Annotated in this window: 18 protein-coding genes; 15 read left to right on the top strand and 3 right to left on the bottom strand. The window is 58.6% G+C overall.

The window, feature by feature from the left end; genetic code table 11:
- Nucleotides 1-79: 79 nt before the first annotated feature.
- The 7 genes from argC (at nt 80) to ACR0K4_RS11495 (ending at nt 6,210) form a co-directional block, all read left to right on the top strand.
- A complete protein-coding gene (argC, locus tag ACR0K4_RS11525) occupies nt 80-1,108 on the top strand; it encodes an N-acetyl-gamma-glutamyl-phosphate reductase (protein ID WP_480854055.1) in 1,029 nt (342 codons plus the stop codon).
- Between the two features lie 7 nt (nt 1,109-1,115).
- Nucleotides 1,116-1,562, top strand: a complete 447-nt coding sequence (gene ccmE, locus ACR0K4_RS11520; RefSeq protein WP_480520239.1) for a cytochrome c maturation protein CcmE — start codon at nt 1,116-1,118, stop codon at nt 1,560-1,562.
- Between the two features lie 149 nt (nt 1,563-1,711).
- Entirely contained in the window at nt 1,712-2,323 is a 612-nt protein-coding gene (locus ACR0K4_RS11515) for a holin-associated N-acetylmuramidase (protein ID WP_480854053.1), read from the top strand.
- A complete protein-coding gene (locus ACR0K4_RS11510; protein ID WP_480520243.1) occupies nt 2,314-2,871 on the top strand; it encodes a holin family protein in 558 nt (185 codons plus the stop codon). The genes ACR0K4_RS11515 and ACR0K4_RS11510 overlap by 10 nt, the downstream gene beginning before the upstream one ends.
- 74 nt (nt 2,872-2,945) lie before the next feature.
- Nucleotides 2,946-4,910: a heme lyase CcmF/NrfE family subunit gene (locus ACR0K4_RS11505; RefSeq protein WP_480854196.1), complete on the top strand. Its 1,965-nt coding sequence runs from the start codon at nt 2,946-2,948 to the stop codon at nt 4,908-4,910.
- Nucleotides 4,907-5,362: a cytochrome c-type biogenesis protein gene (locus ACR0K4_RS11500; protein WP_480520245.1), complete on the top strand. Its 456-nt coding sequence runs from the start codon at nt 4,907-4,909 to the stop codon at nt 5,360-5,362. Before ACR0K4_RS11505 ends, ACR0K4_RS11500 begins: the two co-directional genes overlap by 4 nt.
- A gap of 71 nt (nt 5,363-5,433) precedes the next feature.
- The gene (locus ACR0K4_RS11495) at nt 5,434-6,210 is read left to right on the top strand and encodes an enoyl-CoA hydratase-related protein (protein WP_480854195.1); all 777 of its coding nucleotides are present in this window, start codon (nt 5,434-5,436) and stop codon (nt 6,208-6,210) included.
- Between the two features lie 10 nt (nt 6,211-6,220).
- On the opposite strand, the gene bmt is transcribed toward ACR0K4_RS11495, so the two are convergent.
- Nucleotides 6,221-7,234: a betaine--homocysteine S-methyltransferase gene (gene bmt, locus ACR0K4_RS11490; protein WP_480854052.1), complete on the bottom strand. Its 1,014-nt coding sequence runs from the start codon at nt 7,232-7,234 to the stop codon at nt 6,221-6,223.
- Nucleotides 7,235-7,354: 120 nt separating this feature from the next.
- Nucleotides 7,355-7,675: a DUF1476 domain-containing protein gene (locus ACR0K4_RS11485; protein WP_480520248.1), complete on the bottom strand. Its 321-nt coding sequence runs from the start codon at nt 7,673-7,675 to the stop codon at nt 7,355-7,357.
- Nucleotides 7,676-7,861: 186 nt separating this feature from the next.
- Here ACR0K4_RS11485 and purC point away from each other — a divergent pair, with 186 nt between their 5' ends.
- The 7 genes from purC (at nt 7,862) to ACR0K4_RS11450 (ending at nt 17,185) form a co-directional block, all read left to right on the top strand.
- On the top strand, nt 7,862-8,617 hold the full coding sequence (purC, locus tag ACR0K4_RS11480) for a phosphoribosylaminoimidazolesuccinocarboxamide synthase (protein ID WP_480520250.1): 756 nt from the start codon (nt 7,862-7,864) through the stop codon (nt 8,615-8,617).
- A gap of 103 nt (nt 8,618-8,720) precedes the next feature.
- Entirely contained in the window at nt 8,721-8,951 is a 231-nt protein-coding gene (purS, locus tag ACR0K4_RS11475; protein ID WP_170354098.1) for a phosphoribosylformylglycinamidine synthase subunit PurS, read from the top strand.
- A gap of 4 nt (nt 8,952-8,955) precedes the next feature.
- Nucleotides 8,956-9,999 carry a zinc-dependent alcohol dehydrogenase family protein gene (locus ACR0K4_RS11470; protein WP_480854051.1) on the top strand — a complete coding sequence of 348 codons (1,044 nt, stop codon included), beginning with the start codon at nt 8,956-8,958 and terminating at the stop codon, nt 9,997-9,999.
- A gap of 11 nt (nt 10,000-10,010) precedes the next feature.
- Complete coding sequence (gene purQ, locus ACR0K4_RS11465) at nt 10,011-10,679, top strand: phosphoribosylformylglycinamidine synthase subunit PurQ (protein ID WP_480854050.1); 669 nt, start codon at nt 10,011-10,013, stop codon at nt 10,677-10,679.
- Nucleotides 10,680-10,775: 96 nt separating this feature from the next.
- Nucleotides 10,776-12,494 carry a sensor histidine kinase gene (locus ACR0K4_RS11460; RefSeq protein WP_480854194.1) on the top strand — a complete coding sequence of 573 codons (1,719 nt, stop codon included), beginning with the start codon at nt 10,776-10,778 and terminating at the stop codon, nt 12,492-12,494.
- A gap of 11 nt (nt 12,495-12,505) precedes the next feature.
- Complete coding sequence (locus tag ACR0K4_RS11455; protein ID WP_480854049.1) at nt 12,506-13,840, top strand: sigma-54-dependent transcriptional regulator; 1,335 nt, start codon at nt 12,506-12,508, stop codon at nt 13,838-13,840.
- 504 nt (nt 13,841-14,344) lie between these two features.
- On the top strand, nt 14,345-17,185 hold the full coding sequence (locus tag ACR0K4_RS11450) for an Rne/Rng family ribonuclease (protein ID WP_480854047.1): 2,841 nt from the start codon (nt 14,345-14,347) through the stop codon (nt 17,183-17,185).
- Nucleotides 17,186-17,246: 61 nt separating this feature from the next.
- Here ACR0K4_RS11450 and ACR0K4_RS11445 read toward each other — a convergent pair whose 3' ends face one another.
- Entirely contained in the window at nt 17,247-17,480 is a 234-nt protein-coding gene (locus ACR0K4_RS11445; RefSeq protein ID WP_480854193.1) for a sulfurtransferase TusA family protein, read from the bottom strand.
- A gap of 105 nt (nt 17,481-17,585) precedes the next feature.
- Between ACR0K4_RS11445 and ACR0K4_RS11440 the strand changes: the two genes are divergently transcribed.
- Nucleotides 17,586-18,338: a cytochrome c biogenesis CcdA family protein gene (locus ACR0K4_RS11440; protein ID WP_480854046.1), complete on the top strand. Its 753-nt coding sequence runs from the start codon at nt 17,586-17,588 to the stop codon at nt 18,336-18,338.
- Nucleotides 18,339-18,362 lie beyond the last annotated feature (24 nt).

Here is an 18,362-nt window from a genome sequence, read left to right as displayed (position 1 = left end):
CGCAATCCCGATTCTCTAATTCAATGACCGTCGCATCGGCGGTCGATACATGTGACATACGAAGGAAACGAGGTCTGACATGACCCATAAAATCGCAATTCTGGGCGCCTCTGGCTATACCGGTGCCGAACTGGTGCGGCTGATCGCCGAGCACCCGAACATGGAAATTGTAGCCTTGGCGGCCGAGCGGAAAGCCGGGCAATCGATGGATCAGGTTTTTCCGCACCTGCGCCATCTGAACCTGCCTGTGTTGTGCAAGATATCTGAGATCGACTTTTCATCGGTGGACCTTTGCTTTTGCGCCTTGCCGCACAAGACCAGCCAGGACGTCATCCGCACGTTGCCCAAAAACCTGAAAATCGTTGATCTGTCTGCTGATTTTCGCCTGCAAGAGGCAGATGAGTATGAAAAATGGTACGGGAACCCGCATGGGGCATTGGATCAGCAGGCCGAGGCCGTCTACGGCCTGACAGAATTTTACCGGGACGACATCCGGTCGGCGCGGTTGGTTGCGGGCACAGGCTGCAACGCGGCGACCGGCCAATACGTGTTGCGGCCTTTGATTTCCGCGGGCGTGATTGATCTGGATGATATCATTCTGGATCTGAAATGCGCGGTGTCCGGGGCAGGGCGATCGCTAAAGGAAAACCTGCTGCACGCGGAATTGAGCGAAGGTTACAACGCCTATGCCGTGGGTGGTACGCACCGGCATTTGGGCGAGTTTGATCAGGAATTCTCCAAACTCGCCGGACGTACGGTACATGTGCAGTTTACGCCGCACCTGATCCCGGCGAACCGGGGCATTCTGGCGACCTCGTACGTGAAGGGCGACCCGCAAAGCGTTTATGAAACACTGCAATCAACCTATGAGGCCGAGCCCTTTATTCAGGTTCTGCCATTTGGCGAAACCCCTTCAACACATCATGTTCGGGGGTCGAACTACTGCCATATCGGCGTTGTCGGGGACCGGATCGAGCGGCGTGCAATTGTTGTCGCCGCGTTGGATAACCTGACGAAAGGTAGCAGTGGGCAAGCCTTGCAGAACGCCAACCTGATGTTAGGTGAAACCGAAACCGCAGGCCTGATGATGGCCCCATTGTTCCCATGAGGACGGTATGAAAACGCTCAAGAAACGTCGTCGAGTTCAGGTGATCCTGTTGGCCGTTGTGGCCCTTGTGCTGGCCACGGGTCTGATCGGTTACGCCATGCGCGATGGCATCAACTTTTTCCGCTCGCCCAGCGAGGTGATTGCGGAGCCGCCAAAGCCGAGTGAAGTGTTTCGCATTGGCGGATTGGTCGAGGAAGGCTCGATCATTCGCGGGCAGGGCGAAACGGTGCATTTTGTCGTGACGGATGGCGGGGAAAGCGTGCCGGTGGCGTTCACCGGGGTATTGCCGGATCTGTTCTCGGAAAATCAGGGAATGGTGGGAACCGGAAGCTATGTGAACGGCGTCTTTGAAGCCACTGAGATTCTGGCGAAACATGACGAGACATATATGCCGAAGGAAGTTGTTGACGCGCTGAAAGAACAAGGCGTTTACAAGGAAGGTGACGAAAGCTGAATGCAGCTTTGCTGCATGCCTCCGGCGGAGGTATTTTTGAACAGAAGAAGAAGGGGCGTTGCGCCGAATGGGCGGGCAGCGCCCTTTGCCTTTTTGATGGGTTAATTGAAATGCGGGACGGTTTGGGCATCTGATCAAGGGATGGGTGTATGAAAACGGTTCGACAGATTGCCCGGGAGATCGTCGCCCGGGAAGGCGGTTACGTGGATGATCCTGATGATCCCGGGGGTGCGACAAAACGTGGTGTCACCATACATACGCTGCGGCATTTGGGGATGGACCTGACCGGGGACGGCAAAGTGGATCGTCGCGATGTGCGCGCCCTGAGTGAGGATCAGGCGATCGCAATATTTCTGGAGCACTATTACGAAAAGCCACGTATCCAAATGTTGCCTGCGGCAGTTAGGCCGTCGGTTTTTGATATGTATGTGAATGCCGGCGGACAGGCGGTGAAACTGTTGCAAACGTTGCTGCGGCATATGGGCTATGATCTGGCGGTCGACAGCGTCATCGGCCCTGAGACCGCGCAGGCGACGGCGGATGCCGGGGCATCGGACGTGGGGCTTTTGCGGGATGCGTACGGGATCGCCCGGCGCAATTTTTATTTCCGCTTGGCGGATCGCAGACCGGCCTCGCGAAAATATGTACGTACTCGGGTTGGTGGCAAAGGCGGTTGGATCAAGCGAGCCGAGGCCTTTGTTTCGCCGAAATATCATCTGAGCAAAGTTGAATTTGAACAAAGGATATCCGCATGGGACTGATTGCGAGCATTTTCGGATTGTTGTTCGGTGGCGGGCGCAACGTGGTGAGGGAGACAGCCGAGATTTTTCGGGAAGGGGCGGATGAAGGTGCCGCGCGGGCCGTTTCTTTGCGCACGGATGCATTGGCGCAATTCGGGGCTGAGTTTCAACTGACACAACGCGGTATGTTCGACCGTTTTGTGGACGGTTTGAACCGCCTGCCGCGCCCGGCCCTGGCTTTGGGGACGTTGGGGCTGTTTTTGGCGGCCATGATAGATCCCTTGTGGTTTGCCGCGCGGATGCAGGGGATTGCGCTGGTTCCCGAGCCGTTGTGGTGGCTTTTGGGGGTGATCGTCAGCTTTTATTTCGGTGCCCGTCATCAGGCAAAGGCACAGGAGTTTCAGCGAGAGGTCGGTGCGGCGTTGAGGCGGACGCCGGATGTCGTTGCCAATCTCGATCAATTGCTGGACTTGCGGGAAGACGGCGACCCGGACGACAGGTCAAAGGCGATCATGTCGGCGGATCATAATCCCGCTCTGGATGATTGGAAACGGCGACGTGGTGGATAGGCCGCGACACTATGTGCAGCAACGTTGAGTGAAAGTGAATGGTCCTTGCCCCGCGCTGCGCGTATAAATGGGCCATGATTACAGAACTCGGTCACTTCGCCTTAATCCTCGCGTTTCTGGTTGCCATCGTGCAAGCGGTGGTGCCCTTTATTGGAGCCGCAAAACGGTGGCCGGGTTGGATGGGGTTTGCTGAACCCGCTGCGGTAACGCAGTTCCTTTTGACCGGGTTTTCGTTTGCTGCGTTGGTCTGGGCCTTCATGGCTTCGGATTTCTCATTGCGGATTGTGGTGGAAAACAGCCATTCCGCGAAGCCGATGTTGTACAAGATCAGCGGAACATGGGGCAATCACGAAGGTTCCATGCTGCTGTGGGTGCTGATCGTGACCTTGTTTGGCGCCATGGCCGCGGTGTTCGGCGGAGGGTTGCCGCCAACGCTCAAGGCGCGGGTGCTTTCAGTGCAGGCGGCGATCGGTGTCGCGTTTTTTGCGTTCATTCTGTTCACATCGAATCCGTTCGACCGGCTTCCGGTCCCGCCCTTTGACGGGCGCGATCTGAACCCGTTGTTGCAAGACCCGGGTTTGGCCTTTCACCCACCGTTTCTGTATCTTGGTTATGTAGGGCTGAGTATGGCATTCAGCTTTGCGGTTGCCGCCCTGATCGAAGGTCGCATCGATGCGGCCTGGGGACGATGGGTGCGGCCCTGGACACTGGCAGCGTGGGTCTTTTTGACCATCGGCATCGCCTTGGGATCATGGTGGGCCTATTACGAGTTGGGCTGGGGCGGATTCTGGTTCTGGGATCCCGTCGAGAACGCCTCGTTCATGCCATGGCTTCTGGCGGCGGCGCTTCTGCATTCGGCTATTGTTGTGGAAAAACGGGAGGCGCTGAAAAGCTGGACCATCCTGTTGGCGATCATCGCTTTCGGGTTCTCGCTGATCGGGACGTTTATTGTGCGGTCGGGTTTGCTGACCTCGGTTCATGCTTTTGCAAATGACCCCGAGCGCGGGGTGTTCATCCTGTTCATTCTGGTGATTTTCATTGGCGGAGCGTTGACGTTGTTTGCGGCGCGTGCGCAGGCGATGGAGGCCAAAGGCGTGTTCGGAATGGTCAGCCGCGAAAGCGCGCTGGTGGTGAATAACATCCTGCTGGCCGTCAGCTGTTTCGTGGTGTTCTTCGGCACGTTGTGGCCGATGGTGGCCGAGATGGCGTTTGACCGCAAACTCTCGGTCGGGGCGCCGTTCTTCAACTTCGCTTTCACGCCCTTCATGGTCGTGTTGGGGTTGGTTCTGCCGGTCGGGGCTATCCTTCCATGGAAACGCGGTCGACTGGGGCGTGCGGCGTGGTCGCTGCGCTATGCTTTTGTTCTTGCCGTGGCGTTGGCGATACTGGTCTGGGTTATGCAGACAGGCCGTAGCGCGCTGGGGCCGGTGGGGCTTTTCCTCGGCGCGTGGATCACGTTTGGAGCGATCATTGATCTCTGGAGCCGGACAGGCCGCAAGGGCAGCCTGACGCGTCTGTTCCGCCTGCCGGGCGCAGACTGGGGCAAAGCCGTTGCACATACCGGATTGGGCGTGACCATTTTCGCCATTGCCGGTCTGACCGCATGGGAGGTCGAAGATATTCGTGTCGCACAGCCCGGGCAACCGTTCGAGGTCGGGCAATTCACCCTGACCTTGCAGGATGTCCGCCGGGTGCAGGGGCCGAACTACTTTTCGACCACTGCGGATGTTGGGATCGAAAAAAACGGGCGGCAGATGACAACTCTGCATCCTGAAAAGCGCGACTATCCGGTGGCGCGGATGCCCACAACCGAAGCGGCCATCGATTACCGGTTCTTGGGCGACCTCTATGTCGTCATCGGGGATCAGCAGGCCGATGGTGGCTGGGTGATGCGGACCTATATCAAGCCTCTGGCCAACTGGATCTGGGGCGGGTGCATTCTGATGTCATTGGGCGGTTTGCTAAGCCTGATGGATCGCCGGTTCCGCGTGGCGGCAGGCGCGCGCAAGACGCCTGCGACAGGAGTGCCTGCAGAATGAAACGTCTGGTCCTGATCCTCATGATGATTGCGACGCCGGTCTTCGCCGTTCAGCCGGATGAAGTTCTTGACGACCCGGCGCTTGAGGCGCGGGCGCGGGATATCAGCACGGGCTTGCGCTGTCTTGTTTGCCGCAACGAGAGCATTGATGAAAGCAACGCGGAACTGGCGCGGGATTTGCGCCTGTTGCTGCGCGAACGGTTGGTGGCGGGCGACACCGATCAGGAAGCTGTGGATTTCATCGTCGAACGTTATGGCGAATACGTTCTGCTGAACCCGACAACCAAGGGGGCAAACCTGTTCCTCTGGTTGGCAGGGCCGATCATGTTATTGGTTGCCGCAGGCATGGGCTGGAACTTTCTGCGCAAGCGATCGCAGCCTCAGGTAAGTGCAGATCAGGACAAGCTCAGCGACGAAGAGCAGGAGCGTCTGCGGCGAATTCTGGAAAACTGACGCGCCGTTCACCTTTCCCTTCTCGAGCATCTCAGTCAGAGTTGCATGAAACTCGGAACAGAGGGGGGATGATGGAGTACGAAGAAATTCGGCTGGAGATTTCGGACGATTTGGCGGTTCTGACCTTGAATCGTCCGGACAAGATGAATGCGCTGACCACGCAGATGCGGGCCGAGATCACTCATGCCATGAAAATTGCAGCGCAGGATGCCCGCGCCATTGTGTTGACCGGCGCAGGGCCCGCTTTTTGTTCTGGTCAGGATCTGGGCGATGCGTCCAGCACTGGCAAGATCGATCTGGAAGGCACTTTGCGCGACGAATACGAACCCATGCTGGAGGCGGTCTATGCCTGTCCGGTGCCGACCATAGCAGCCGTCAACGGTGCGGCTGCTGGGGCAGGGGCCAATCTGGCCTTGTGCGCGGATGTGGTGATCGCGACAGAAAGCGCCTATTTCCTGCAGGCATTCGCCCGGATCGGCTTGTTGCCGGACGCCGGAGGCACGTGGTTCATGCCGCGCCAAATGGGCTTTGCCAAAGCCATGGGGGCCGCGCTTTTTGCAGACAAGATCAGTGCCCGGCAGGCTGATGATTGGGGGCTGATCTGGGAAGCTGTGTCGGATGGCAGCTTTGACGCGCATTGGCGCAAACGCGCGGATTATCTGGCCAAGGGACCAACAGCCGGGTTTGGCGCGATCAAGAAGGCCATTCGCGGCACCTATGACAACAGCCTGTCGGAACAGTTGAAGACTGAAGCACATTTGCAGGGGGAATGCGGACGAACGCGGGATTTTTCCGAAGGCGTCGTGGCCTTCATGCAAAAACGCCCCCCGAAATTCGAGGGGCGCTAAAGCAGCACATTCAAGCGCGGCGGCGGCGGCGTGTCCGCCGCTCGGGCGCGGCGGTATCGCCTGTGCCGTCCGAGGCCGATGTAAAGGGTCCCAGCGCGTCGGTGATCTGATCCAGGGTCGGGCGATCCTGACGCGGACGGGTATCCAGGGCCTCGCGCATCTTGCGCAGGTGGTCGGGTGTGGTACCGCAGCAACCGCCCACGATGGTTGCACCGGAATCACGCGCCATGGCAGCGTAATCGCCCATCAACTCGGGCGTACCATCATAGTGGATATGTCCGTTGACGTATTTCGGAATACCGGCGTTGCCTTTCGAAATCAGCGGCTTTTCCGTACCCTGCGCGACAAAACCCAGAACCGTGCGCAGGATGTCCGAGGCACCCGTGCCGCAATTTGCACCAAACGCCACCGGCGGGTTGGCCATGGTATCGACCATCATCGCCAGATCCGAGGAGGTCACGCCCATCATCGTCCGGCCAGCGGTGTCAAAGCTCATGGTGCCACACCATGGCATATCTGCCAGCGCGAAGGCTTCGGCGGCTGCGCGGAGTTCTTCCGGGGCGCTGATGGTCTCGAGCCACAGCACATCGGCACCGCCATCTTTCAGAGCCTCGGCCTGTTCGTGAAACATCTCGACCGCGTCGGCATGAGACAGGCTGCCAACAGGTTCCATAATCTCGCCTGTGGGGCCGACAGAACCTGCAACAATCACCGTCCGGTCCGAAGCATCGGCGACCTCGCGGCCCAGTTCGGCACCTATACGGTTCAACTCCCCCACCCGGTTTTGCGCGTCGTGCAGTTTCAGGCGCGCTGCGGTGCCACCGAACGTGTTGGTCAGAAACAGATCGCTGCCCGCATCGATAGACCCCTGATACAGCGCCTTGATCTTATCCGGGGCGTCTACGTTCCACAGCTCTGGCGCGTCTCCGGATTGAAGACCCATATTGAACAGGTTGGTTCCGGTTGCGCCATCCGCAAGGATAACATCGACACGATCCAGTAGGGTGCTGAGTGCATTCGTCATGGGGTATTCCAAAATATAAGGCCAAAACCTATCAAATAGAGACGCCCCGTGTCTCATGACCGGGGCGTCAAATCAAACTCATAAAACTCATGAAGATAATGAGTTTTGTCTTTTATGGGATCAGGCTTCGGATTCCGAGATCACCTGAACCTTGGCTTCGGCCAGAAGTTCCGCCATCTTTTCGCGGATTTTGGCTTCGTCTGCCAGGTCGCCAAGATAGCCCTTAACAGCCTCGACAACGTCGTCTTCGCTGACATTCTGCAGGTCCGTATGGACAAGCTGCTGACCGTATTTGCGGGCGTGCTCAACGGTTTCGCCTTTCAGCGCGGACGCCCAGACAGCCATGAACCGATTGCGACGCATCCTTGCGATGAACTGCATCTTTTCGTCATGGGCAAATTTGCTTTCAAACGCGGCTTCACGCTCGTCGAATGTGGTCATTGGTGGGGACCCCTTGGATAACATGTTCTTTCCTGATGATATGACTATACGACGCGTCGGGTGCAAGGTATTTGCGCTGCGTCAAACCCTCTCGGGTCAGTAAACTTGCGGGAAGGCGGGGCTTGCACTATGAGGGCGCCAACGCGAAGGGACTCATTCCCTCGCCCCGGTCGTGAAAGGTCGCTTATGGCGCGTCGCAAGAAGATATATGAAGGTAAGGCAAAGATCCTGTATGAAGGCCCCGAGCCCGGCACAATCGTGCAGTATTTCAAGGACGACGCCACCGCCTTCAACGCGGAAAAAAAGGATGTCATCGATGGCAAGGGCGTTCTCAACAACCGCCTGAGCGAGTTTTTCATGACCGGCCTGGCCCAGATCGGCGTACCGAACCACTTCATCCGTCGTCTGAACATGCGCGAGCAACTGGTTCGCAATTGCGAGATCGTTCCGTTGGAAGTGATTGTGCGCAACTATGCGGCCGGGTCTATGTCCAAACGTCTGGGTATCGCCGAAGGCACGCAACTGCCGCGTCCAATTGTCGAGTATTGCTATAAAGATGACGCTCTGGGCGATCCGCTGGTCACCGAAGAGCATATCGCCGCCTTCGGCTGGGCCAGCCAGCAGGATATGGATGATATCCTCAGCATCGCGCTGCGCGTGAACGATTTCCTCAGCGGTGTCATGCTTGCGGTCGGTATCCGGCTGGTTGATTTCAAAATCGAGATCGGGCGCGTGTTCGAGGGCGATTTCCAACGTCTGATTGTGGCAGACGAGATCAGCCCCGATAGCTGCCGTCTGTGGGATATCGAAACGGGTCAGAAGTTGGACAAGGACGTGTTCCGCCGCGATTTGGGCAACCTGACCGACGCCTATTCCGAGGTCGCGCGCCGTTTGGGTGTTCTGCCAAAAAGCAACGTGACCAAACCGACACTGATCAACTGATCCTGCCGGGCTCTGGCAGGATACTCGAACAAGTCAAAGCGGGGGAGGATCCCGCGCACATTGAAACGGACCGGAAACCGGCCCATGAACGGAGAAATTTAAGATGAAGGCTCGGGTGCATGTGATGCTCAAGAACGGGGTTCTCGACCCGCAGGGTGAAGCGGTGCGTCACGCATTGGGTGCCATGGGCTTTGATCAGGTCGAGGGCGTGCGTCAGGGCAAGGTGATCGACCTGGAACTGGCCGACGGGGCCACCGAAGCCGACATTACCGAGATGTGCGAGAAGCTGTTGGCCAACACGGTCATCGAACGCTACGAGATCGAATTGGTCTGACCAAATGCGGGCCGCGCGACTGATCACCTATCGTCAGCCGCTGGAACTGACGAGCATCCCGGACCCTGAACCGTCAGAGGATGGCGTCGTCGTTCGGGTTCTGGCCTGTGGCGTGTGCCGGTCCGACTGGCACGCCTGGACCGGATCGGACCCTGATGTCGTTCTGCCTATCACTCCCGGACACGAGTTTTGCGGCGAGGTCGCGGCCACCGGTGCAAGAGTCAATCGCTGGAAGGTCGGGGACAGGGTGATCGCACCCTTCATTCTTGCCTGCGGCCATTGCCCGGATTGCGCGCAGGGCCATCAGACGATTTGTGCCAGACAAGTTGTGCCGGGCTTTACCTGTGATGGTGCTTTTGCGGAATATATCGCCGTCGCCCATGCCGATGCCAACCTGACTGTACTGCCGGACAACCTGGCCCCTGACATCGCGGCTGCGCTGGGGTGCCGTGTCACCACTGCGTGGCAGGCGCTTGTTGGCCGGGCCCGCGTGCAGGGTGGAGAGTGGCTGGCCGTGTTTGGTGGGGGCGGTGTCGGCATCTCGACCCTTTTGCTGGGCAAGGCTCTGGGCGCGCGGGTTGTTGTGGTCGATATAACTGATGAAAAGCTGAACTATGCCACCCGTCTGGGTGCTGACGCTGTGGTGAATGCCGCCACTTCAGACGCCGTAGAAGCCGTGAAAGACATCACCGGCGGTGGGGCTCATGTGACGATCGAGGCGCTGGGGATCGAAACTACCACAGTGGCGGCACTGCGATCTCTGCGAAAGCTGGGCCGTATGGTGCAAATCGGAATGCCTGCCGGCGCGCATGTGACGATGGCTTTGCCGATGGATGCTCTTTACTCGGGTCAGCTTGAAATCTATGGAACCCGCGGAATGCCAAGCTGGCGCTACCCGTCGCTTTTGTCCCTGATCTCGGGCGGCTCTGTAGACCTGAGCCCGCTTGTCACGCGACACATATCTTTGAACCAGGTAAGTGACGAGCTTGCCGCCTTTGACGTCCCAGCGCCCGCCGGAGTCGCGGTCGTTACCGATTTTGCCTGTTAGGAGGGCCCGCCATGCGTGCAGCTGTCATCGTTTTCCCCGGTTCGAACTGTGACCGTGACCTCGCCGTCGCCTTCGAACACGCGGGCTTTCAGGTCGAGATGGTCTGGCACAAGGACGCCGAGCTGCCGCAGGGCATCGATATCGTAGGGGTTCCCGGCGGGTTTTCGTATGGTGATTATCTGCGCTGCGGCGCAATCGCGGCCCAATCGCCAATCTGTAAGGCGCTTGCGGGGCATACCGAGCGGGGCGGTTACGCTCTGGGCATCTGCAACGGCTTTCAGGTCCTGACCGAAACCGGCATTTTGCCGGGTGCGCTGTTGCGCAATGCCGGGTTGAAATACATCTGCCGCACGGTTGGCCTGAAGGTTGTCACCAGCGACAGCGCTTTTACCGAGGGGTATAATGCAGGGGATGTGATCGGTATTCCGATCGCGCATCACGATGGCAATTATTTCGCCGATGACGAAACCCTCGCAGAGTTGCGCGCCGAGGACCGGATCGCCTTCACTTATGCTGAAAATCCAAATGGTTCGCGCGATGATATTGCGGGCATCCTGTCGCACAACCGGCGCGTGTTGGGCATGATGCCTCATCCAGAGCGTGCGGCGGATTCAGGCCACGGCGGCACCGACGGAACGGCGCTCTTCCGCGCATTGTCATCTGTATTGACCCCCGCGTGACTTGAGGTCCCCGCCGCAGGCGCGTAGCGTTTTGGGATGAATGCAAAAAACCAACCCAAACCAAAACGGTTGCTGTCGCGTCTGCGTGGCGCGCCGATGGGTTGGCGTCTGCGGCTTGCGCTGTTTACCTTGTTGGTGGTGGCCTTTGCGACGGTCTGGGTCACGAACAATCTGCTGACCGACCGGTTTACAGAATCGACGCGCAACCGCGCAGAATTGCGACTGGCACTGTATTCCGGCAACCTTTTGAGCGAACTGAGACGCAACGCCATTGTGCCGCAATTGTTGGCGCGCGATCCTACTCTGATCTCGGCCTTGCAATCGGTCGATTACTCGCTGTCGACGCAGCGGCTGATTTCGTTTGTTGAAGAAATCGGAGCCGCCTCGTTGATGTTGCTGGATGGGGATGGGCGCACGGTGGCGGCAACCGACCGGAACCGTCTGGGCGAGGCGCATCGAAGCTCGCCTTATTTCATTGATGCGATCCGATCCAACGCCACCATATTCTCGGTCATTTCCAAGGAATCCGGAGGCTATAGCTTTGTCTATTCCCGTCGGATGGAAGCCGGATCGGAAATCCTTGGCGTCATCGTGGTCGAGGTTGACCTGCAGAAGTTTGAACGCGCCTGGTCGGGTATTTCCGACGCGGTGATGGTGATGGACAGCACCGGAACGATCATTCTGTCGACCGAGCCGCGCTGGCGGGGGCAGGATGAGGCTTCAGCCCTGTTGCTGCAACCGCCGCAAAACGCCATCCAACGTGCGATCCGGGTCACGACCGATTGGACGGCGCTGCCTGCCGATGCTTATCTGAAAGGCGAGGCGGTGATGCGGATGGAAACGCGCATTCCGTTCCGGGGGTGGCAGATGACCTCGTTCACCACATACTCGTCCATTCGCGAACGGGTGAACGGGGTTTTGGCGCTGGAAATTATGGGGTTTGCGATTCTTCTGGCGCTGGCCTTCTATGCGCTCAGCCGTCGCGCGACGTCGCGGATGACCCTGTTTCAACGCGAGTCGGCAGAGCTTCGCGCATTGAATGCCCGCCTGCAGCGGGAAATTGCTGAGCGGGAACGAGTTGAAAAGACGCTGGAAGTTGCCGAACAGACGCTGGCGCAAAGCTCGAAACTGGCAGCTTTGGGCGAGATGTCGGCGGCGGTCAGTCACGAGTTGAACCAACCTCTGGCAGCGATGAAAACCTACCTTGCGGGGGCCCGGTTGCTGCTGCGCCGCAACCGTCCGGAAGAGGCGCTGGCCAGCTTTGGTCGTATCGATGGTTTGATCGAGCGGATGGGCGCGATCACACGACAACTCAAATCCTATGCCCGCAAAGGGGCAGACGCGTTTTCGCCTGTAAATCTTGGAGAAGCGCTGGCCTCATCCCTGTCGATGATGGAACCTCAGCTGCGTCAGCGCCACGTGAAGATCACTCAGATTTTGCCGGAAGCGCCGGTGGTGGTTATGGGGGACCGGATGCGGATCGAGCAGGTGATGGTCAACCTCTTGCGCAATGCGCTGGACGCCACCAAATCTGTTGCAGAGCCGGATGTCGAAATCATCCTGGCCGCCGGTGACCAGGCGGTTCTGACGGTACGCGACAATGGACACGGGATTGAGGACATCGAAAACTTGTTCGAGCCGTTTTATACTACCAAACGCCCCGGGGATGGCGTGGGTCTGGGGCTTGCCATCTCGTCCGGGATCGTGAACGACCATGGTGGACGGTTGACCGCGCGCAATGCCCAGCATGGCGGCGCAGTATTTGAGATGCAATTGCCCATATTGGGCAGCGACGGCCTGGAGGCCGCAGAATAAAAGGGAAGACTATGGCACAGGCCATGAAGATTGCCATCGTGGATGACGAACAGGACATGCGTCAGTCGATCAGCCAGTGGCTGGCGCTTTCGGGCTATGACACCGAGACGTTTTCCAGCGCCGAGGATGCACTCAAGGTTCTGGGGCCGGAATACCCGGGTATCGTGATCTCGGACATCAAGATGCCGGGAATGGATGGTATTCAGTTGCTGAAAAAGCTGATGGGGGCGGACAGCACGCTTCCGGTGATCATGATCACCGGTCACGGCGACGTGCCCATGGCGGTTGAAGCGATGCGTGTCGGGGCCTTCGACTTTCTGGAAAAGCCCTTCAATCCTGATCGCATGTCCGAGCTTGCGAAACGTGCCAGCAATGCGCGGCGTCTGACATTGGACAATCGGGCACTGCGGCGTGAGCTGTCAGGCGGCACCCAGATCATGAACAAGCTGATCGGCGCCAGCCCTGTGATGGAGCGGTTGCGCGAAGATATTCTCGATCTGGGGCAGGCGGATGGTCACGTTCTGATCGACGGAGAGACCGGCACTGGAAAGACATTGGTCGCTCATGCCTTGCACGCCGTGGGCAGCCGGGCGGGCAAGAAATTCGTTCTGGTCTCGTGCGCGGCGTTGGAGGAGGACGCCCTGTCAAAGCGTCTGTTCGGTCCGATGCAGCCCGAAGACACGCAATTGCCCGCCATTGAAGAGGCGCGCGGCGGGACGTTGGTGCTGGAGGATGTCGAGGCGCTGAGTGACACACTGCAGGCCCGTTTGTTGAGCGTGATGAATCAGCAGGGCACGCCGGCGGAAACGCGTATTGTTGCGATCTCGAACCTGCAGGAAGCGGGCAAGACCAGCGAGGATGTTCTGCGCCCCGATCTGTTCTACCGGCTGGCCGCGCTGCGGATCACCATGCCTCCGCTGCGTCAGCGCGGAGAGGATATTCTGTCGCTGTTCACGCGTCTGAGCGAGCAATTTGCCGAGGAATACGGCTGTGACGCGCCTCAGGTCAGCGCGCAGGAGGCTGCGCAGTTGCTGCAAGCTCCGTGGCCGGGGAACGTACGGCAATTGATCAATATAGCGGAACGTGCCGTGCTTCAGTCGCGACGCGGGTCCGGAACAATTGCCTCGCTGTTGATGTCGGATCATGAGGAAATGCAGCCGGTGATGACCACCGAAGGTAAGCCGCTGAAAGAATATGTCGAGGCGTTTGAACGGATGCTGATCGACAACACGATGCGTCGGCACAAGGGGTCGATCGCCTCGGTGATGGACGAGCTTTGCCTGCCGCGTCGGACGCTGAACGAGAAGATGGCCAAATACGGTCTGCAACGATCTGATTATTTGTGACAGGAGGGGGCCAGCCCCCTCTTGAGCCTGCGGCTCAATTCACCCCCGGGATATTTTTGGCCAGATGAAGAGATCCAGTAGCCCTTCTGTTGCGGTCATGCAGTTTGCCCATTGTCTTTTCCACAGGACTGCTTTTATGGTGTCGGAACGGGCTGGGCGATTTCACGCCTGCAAGTCCCGCACCTTTGAGTTTCGCTGCTGATCCGGTGCTGAGGATCAAACCCCCACGGTTCAGCAGGCCGATTGTGCCCCACCCGGGGCAGTTGAGTACCTGAGCCCGCGCTATCGGGCGAAAGGAATAAATGGGCAGGCAGCAGCACACTGCGCCTGTCGGAGAAGAACCGCGATGACGCGCGCGCAACGATTGAACATACGGGCAGGGGGCCAAAGCGCCAGACCCTGCCGCGCGCCGTCTGATATCGCCCGTACAAGACACCTCCCCAAAAGCGCCTGTCCGCCTGGACGGGTCAGGACAACGCGTTTGGCGCGGTGCACCAAGGACACATGGCTAAGAAAATGCTTATCGATGCCACCCACGCGGAGGAAACCCGCGTCGTGGTGGTCGACGGAAACAAGGTTGAGGAATTTGACTTTGAATCCGAAAACAAACGCCAGCTTGCTGGCAACATCTATCTTGCAAAGGTAACTCGGGTCGAGCCGTCGCTGCAGGCGGCATTTGTTGATTACGGCGGGAACAGGCACGGGTTCCTGGCGTTTTCAGAGATTCATCCCGACTATTACCAGATCCCCGTCGCGGATCGCGAGGCACTGATGGAGGAAGAGCGCGCCTATGCCGAGGCGATGAAGGCGCGGGATGAGGCCGATGAGGCCAAGCAGAAAAAGCGCCGATCCCGTTCTCGCAGCAAGGCTGCGGACGTCAAATCGGAGGATGCTGTCGAAACGCTTGAGGTGTCTTCAGAACCCAATGGGATGGAAACCATTGATCTGGATGAAGGCGAAGAAGCAGCTGATCTGGCTGTACCCGAAGGTACCTCTCCGATAGAGCGGGTCGCGGATACGCCGGTTGAAGAACCAGCCGATGAAACTGAGGCGGCAGAGCAGCCAGAGGCTGTGAGCGAGGATGACGCGGCCGGGTCGGACGCGGTCATTGCAGAGGACGCGCCCGCCGTTGAGGCACCGTCTGCGGAGGAGAATGAAGCAGCGAACGTCGAAGTAGAGCCCGCAGAGGGTATCTCGGAAGACGCGAACGAAGAGGCACCCGTTGCTGAATTACAGGCTGACAAGTCGGAAGAAGCCTCGGATTCCGACGCCGATGCGGATGAAGGTGAAGAACGCGTTGATGCGACTTCGAAGGACTCATCGATTGAGTCGGTGGCGGATGAAGACGACAGCGAAGACATTCGTCCACCGCGCAAACCCCGTCCACGGCGGTACAAGATTCAGGAAGTCATCAAGGTGCGCCAGGTTCTGCTGGTGCAGGTCGTCAAGGAAGAACGCGGCAACAAGGGCGCGGCGCTGACGACGTATCTGTCTCTGGCCGGTCGTTACTGTGTCTTGATGCCAAACACTGCGCGGGGCGGCGGTATCAGCCGTAAGATCACCAACGCGGCGGACCGCAAGAAACTGAAAGATATCGCTTCGGAAATCGACGTGCCGACTGGCGCGGGTCTGATCGTGCGGACAGCCGGGGCGAAACGGACGAAATCCGAGATTAAGCGAGACTATGAGTATCTGCAGCGTTTGTGGGAGCAAATCCGCGAGCTGACGCTGCAATCCATCGCGCCTGCGAAGATCTACGAAGAAGGTGACCTGATCAAGCGGTCGATCCGTGATCTTTATAACCGCGACATCGACGAAGTGCTGGTTGAAGGCGAGGGCGGGTATCGCATCGCCAAGGACTTCATGAAGATGATCATGCCGTCCCATGCCAAGAACGTAAGACGCTATGAGGACGCGCTGCCTTTGTTTGCGCGCTATCAGGTGGAAAGCTATCTGGCCGGGATGTTCAACCCGACGGTGCAGCTGAAATCCGGTGGTTATATCGTGATCGGTGTGACCGAAGCGCTGGTGGCGATCGACGTGAACTCGGGCCGGGCGACCAAGGAAGGGTCGATCGAGGAAACCGCACTTAAGACCAACTTGGAGGCCGCCGAAGAAGTGGCGCGCCAGTTGCGCTTGCGTGACCTTGCCGGTCTGATTGTTATCGATTTCATCGATATGGACGAGCGCAAGAACAACACCGCGGTTGAGAAGCGGCTGAAAGACAAGCTGAAAACCGATCGTGCCCGTATTCAGGTTGGTCGGATTTCCGGTTTTGGACTGCTCGAAATGAGCCGCCAGCGCTTGCGCCCCGGTATGATCGAGGCAACAACGCAACCATGCCCGGCCTGCCATGGCACGGGTCTGATCCGTTCGGATGACAACATGGCGCTGTCGATCCTGCGTCAGATCGAAGAAGAAGGCACCCGCCGCCGCTCGCGCGAGGTTCTGGTGCGCTGTCCGGTCAGCATTGCAAACTTCCTGATGAACCAGAAGCGCGAACATATCGCGCAGATCGAGGCGCGCTATGGCCTTTCGGTGCGGATCGAGGGTGATGTGCATCTGGTCAGCCCCGATTTCTCGATGGAGAAGTTCAAGACCGCCAGCCGTGTGGTGCCTGAGGCCACCGCGCCTGTGGTGTCGGTTGATGCGTCGCTGATGGATCTGGTTGACACCACTGACGAGGAAGAGGTCGAGGAAGAGGTCGCTCAGGCCGAAGAGGAAACCAAACCCAAACGCAAGCGTCGTCGTCGCCGCCGGAAAAAGGGCTCGGGCAATGGAGAAGCGCCGGAAGCCGAGGCCGACGCACCGGATGCGGCACCTGCGGAAGGCGAGGTGGAAAAAGCGGCTGAGTCGGATGCAGCGTCGGAAACGGTTGAGACCGCCGAGGAAGACGCTGAAAAGCCTGCTAAACCAAAGAAGCGCCGCGCACCGCGTCGTCGGAAGAAGGATGTCGAAGCCGAAGCCGCTGAGACAGCGGAAGCCGACGCAGAGCAAACCGCAGATGTGGATACTGTGGCTGAGGTGGTGGCATCAGACACTGAACAATCGGCAGAAAACAGCGATACTGTTGATGCAGCAGCCTCTGATCAGGCTGTAGCGACAGATGCGGAAGATACGCAACCGACTGAAGCACCGGAAGCGATCGAAGCTGCTCAGGACGGCACCGAGGATGAGCCGTCCGTTGAGGCGGTGACTGCTTCGGGTGAAGAGCTGCCAGCAGAGGGTGCCGTGGATGTGACCCCTGACGAGGCACCGGAGCCCGTTCTCGAAACAGTTGCGGAAGAACCTGACCCGACTCCTGCCAAGCCAAAGCGGCGCGGGTGGTGGTCGCTTGGGAAATAAAAAGAAAGGCGAGCCTGAGGGCTCGCCTTTCTTTTATGGGCATTAGTAAATTCCGCCGGTATCATTCGGACTTTCGGATCAGATAGACCTGATGGTCCTCGGCGTCGTCCTGCGACACCAGGGTATGTCCGGCCTCGGCGCAGAAATGCGGCACATCTATTGCGGCGGCAGGGTCATCCGCCAGCAAACGCAACAACCCTCCGGCTGGCACGGATCTGAGCCGTTTGCGGACTTTCAGAACGGGCAGGGGGCATAACAAACCCAGTGCGTCCAGTGTCTCGGTATCTTCAGTCATACGTTTCAAATATTTGCAACCCGCGCTACTGTCCAGCGGGCGCGCACGATGATGTGACCGAATGGCCTCGTGACGTGGCGCGTTTCATACCATATGTGCAATCACATGTTCGGAATTGATATCATAGACGCGGGCCTGCTGCCCGCCATGTTCATCGCAATGCTGGGTGGTTTGATCAGCTTTCTGTCGCCCTGCGTGCTGCCGATTGTGCCGCCCTATCTCGCGTATATGAGCGGCGTGTCCATCAATGAGATGCAGGATCAGGCCCAAGCCCGCCGCAAGGCAACCCTGACCGCGCTGTTTTTTGTGCTGGGCTTGTCGACCGTGTTCCTGTTGCTTGGTTTCACGGCCTCTGCCTTTGGTGCTTTCGTCATACAGAATCAGGTTCTGTTCGCCAAGATATCGGGCGCGGTGGTCATTGTCTTTGGACTGCATTTCCTGAACGTCTTCCGTATTCCACTGCTGGACCGTGAAGCCCGGGTCGAAACCGGGGAATCCGGCGGATCAGTTTTCGGGGCCTATATTCTGGGACTGGCCTTTGCGTTTGGCTGGACGCCCTGTATCGGTCCGCAGTTGGGTGCGATCCTGTCTCTGGCCGCGTCTGAGGCGTCGGTGGCACGCGGGACTTTCCTTCTGGGCGTTTATGCAGCCGGATTGGGCATTCCGTTCCTGCTGGCAGCAATGTTCCTGAACCGCTCAATGGCGGTGATGAACCGGATCAAACCGCATATGGCCACGATCGAGAAGTTGATGGGCGGGTTGCTTCTGTTTGTTGGCATTATGCTGATCACCGGGCTATTCACCGAGTTCAGCTGGTGGCTGCTGGAGACCTTCCCCGCGCTGGCCGCCTTCGGGTAAAACGGCGCGCAGCGATCAGGGCAA

The sequence above is a fragment of the Ruegeria sp. K11 genome, assembly GCF_056531905.1.
Note: the sequence above shows the minus strand (reverse complement) of the source record. Positions and strands in the feature narration are given on the sequence as shown.